The organism is Longimicrobium sp., from assembly GCF_036387355.1.
Lineage (GTDB): Bacteria > Gemmatimonadota > Gemmatimonadetes > Longimicrobiales > Longimicrobiaceae > Longimicrobium.
Genome location: NZ_DASVTX010000251.1, coordinates 1 through 2718, shown reverse-complemented (window position 1 = coordinate 2718; position 2718 = coordinate 1). Strand labels below are relative to the sequence as shown.

The window sequence follows — 2718 nt, the reverse complement described above, 5'->3', positions numbered from 1 at the left end:
TCCTCCCACGTCTCCGGCTGCTTCCCCGGCCAGTCCCACGGGTGCGCCACGTACACCAGGTTGAAGCCCTTCACCCGGTGGTCCGGCACGCCGTCCAGGAAGTACCCCCACGAGGTGCCCCCCAGGAGCACCAGGTTTTTGGCGCCGGTGCCGCGCACCTCGTCGTACAGCCGCTGCATCCCCACGGCCTGGAAGGCCGCGCGCGGCTCGTACGTCTGGTCCGCCGGCGCCAGCCCGCCGTTCAGCCACATGTCCCAGTTGGAGAAGCCGAACTCCTGCTCCCCGCCGATGGGGTACGGCTCGCCGTACAGCTCGTACAGCACGCCGCCGTCGTTCTTGTACCGCTCCGCCACCTGCCGCCAGAACGGGATGGAGTGGTTCACGTCCGGCATCGGCTGGTGGGTGTTGGTCCTGAACACGTCGCCGGGATACGCGGGGTCGCCGCGGTCGCTCGCGTTGAGGGCCAGGATCACGTACAGCCCCGCCTGGCGCGCCTGCTTCACCACGCGGTCCACCCGCGCCTGGTACCCCGCGTCGTAGTACCGCGACTGGGGAAGCCAGAAGAACTGCGCGAGCTCGATGCGCACGGTGTTCGCCCGCCATCCCCGGATGCGCGCGAAGTCCGCCGCGGCCGCCGAGTCGATCCCCAGGCGGTCGCCCGAGGAGGAGTAGCTGAGCGCCGGTCGGGCCACGCCCACGAAGCGGAACGGGCTGCAGTCGGCGAGGCTGTAGATCTTGTTGCCGGCCGTGAAGAAGCCGTTCGGCGCCACGGGCACGTCCTGCCCGTCCACCTTCACGGTGCCCCCGGGGTCGCACTGCACGTCGGGGCCGCCCATGGGGTTGTCGTCGGCGCACGCCGCCAGGGAAGCCGCCAGGGCCAGGGCGAGCCCGGGCACACGCGCCGCGCGGCCGAGCCGCGGAAAAACCGCACGAGAGAGATTCATGGAGTGTCCGGCATGAGGCGGGCGAAAATTCGTGCGGGGGGCGCTGGGTAGGCCCACGACCGCGCTGCCTGCGCAAACATCAGGTACCGCAAAGAGCAAGCGGCGGGCCAGTCACCGCCGGGTGGGCGGCGGGGGCATGTTTCCGCTCGCGAAGAGGAGCGACAGCAGTCGGAGCGAGTCATGGTAGTACCCTTCGCCGCGCAGCCGCAACGTTTCGTTCCACATCTGCGCCCTGAACCGCGCGTCCGGGGCGACGATGGCGCCCGCCATGGCCGGGCCCACGAAGGCGGCGGTGTGCCAGCGCTCGTTGGGGCGCCCCTGCAGCGTGTACCCGTCGCGGATGGCGGACGCGCCCACGCGGCGGAAGAAGGCGTTCAACTGGTCCAGGTGCCCCCGCGCGCGGGGGTCGCAGTTCCACGCGGCGTCCTTGGCCAGCCGCCACGGGATGCGCGTGGCGTTGTATCCGTAGTGGAACTCGAAGTTCCCCTCCGCCCGCGAGGAGTCGCCGCCGATCGTCGTCAGCTCCGGCTGCAGCCCCGTGCCGCGGGAGTGCCGGGCGCTGACGCGCGCCAGGATGGCGTAGTTGGCGTCGATCACGCGGTTCCACGACGGGTCGCCCGTGTACGCCGCGAACACCCGGAAGTACGCCGGCGCGAAGTACGACGGATTCATCACGTTGCTCCCGCCCCACACGTCGCCCGGCTTCAGCACGTAGGTGCCGGGCTCGATGGCGTGGGCGCGGAGGCTGCGGATGAGCGCCCGCGCGTCGACCCCGTACGCCTTCCACCGCGCGTCGGCCACCACCAGGGCGAACGCCATGTCGATGTCGCCGTCGGTGGCGGCGTTGGGGTCCAGCACGCGCCCCTGCGGCGAGACGTTCCACGCCATCAGCCCGCGGGGGTTGCGATGGCGTTTGGCGTACGCCCACAGCGCGTCGAAGGTGGGGCGGTCGTCGAGGTACGCGGCCAGGAGCATCCCGTAGCCGATGGCCTCGGACGAGGTGCGGTCGCCCCCCTTCTCCGCCATCGTCACCCGCAGCAGGCCGCCCGCGCCGCGCGGGGTTACGTAGCGCCGCTTCCAATCCGCGTAGCTGGACCGGATCTCGGCGCCGGCCGCAGCCTGGTCCGGGGCGATGCTCGCGGCGCACCTGTAGGCCGGGGCCGGCTGCGCCGCGCGGGCCTGCTCTCCGCGCGCGGCGGGGAGGTCGCACCCCCACACGACGGCGGGAAGGAGCGCGAGACGGAGGTGCTTCGCCATACGTTGCGGAAAATTGCACGACAGCGTTGCGGAAGTGCCGATTCCTGGCAATGTTACAGCCGCCTCCCTTTGTTTCCCGGGGCTCGCCGAAAAGGGAGCACGTCCCCCGCGCCCGCCGCATTCCTCCGCCACCGAACTTCCATGAGCATGATTCCCCGCGATGTTTCATCCGCCCGGCGCCGCGGCGCGCTGCGCGTGCTCGCCGCAGGACTCGCCTTCGCCGCGGTGACCGTCGGGTGCGTCGCCATTCTCCACGTGCGTGGGACGATCCCGGCTGCCCGGCTTCTCAAGGACCCCGGCGTGTTCAACCCGGGGCCGTGGTACCTGGGCGCCGTCTCGTACTTCGGGATCGCGCTGTGGACCGCCGCATGCGCGGTGACGCTGTTCTCGCGCACCCTGCTGAGGAACGACGAGAACGCGGAGCTCCGGCGCTTCCTGCTGGCTTCAGGGCTGCTCTCCGCGCTGCTGGGGACCGACGACCTGTTCATGCTCCACGACGTGGTCGCCCCACAGCTCC

2 protein-coding genes and 1 pseudogene are annotated in these 2718 nt (G+C 71.2%); 1 reads left to right on the top strand and 2 read right to left on the bottom strand.

Translation table 11 applies throughout. The features are described 5' to 3' along the window. A partial coding sequence (locus VF665_RS11020) for a glycoside hydrolase family 5 protein (protein ID WP_331053482.1) occupies positions 1 to 944 on the bottom strand: 944 nt, incomplete at its 3' end. A 111-nt stretch (positions 945 to 1055) separates the two neighbouring features. Continuing rightward, positions 1056 to 2201, bottom strand: coding sequence for a glycosyl hydrolase family 8 (locus VF665_RS11015; protein ID WP_331053481.1), 1146 nt, complete (start codon positions 2199 to 2201; stop codon positions 1056 to 1058). 141 nt (positions 2202 to 2342) lie between these two features. Here VF665_RS11015 and VF665_RS11010 point away from each other — a divergent pair. Beyond that, positions 2343 to 2718 (top strand): annotated as a pseudogene (locus VF665_RS11010) (hypothetical protein); the annotation flags it as partial.

What these genes read in the sequence shown, in the direction of transcription:
- VF665_RS11015 (WP_331053481.1), bottom strand. Translation starts at nt 2,201, where the DNA reads ATGGCGAAGCACCTCCGTCTCGCGCTCCTTCCCGCCGTCGTGTGGGGG.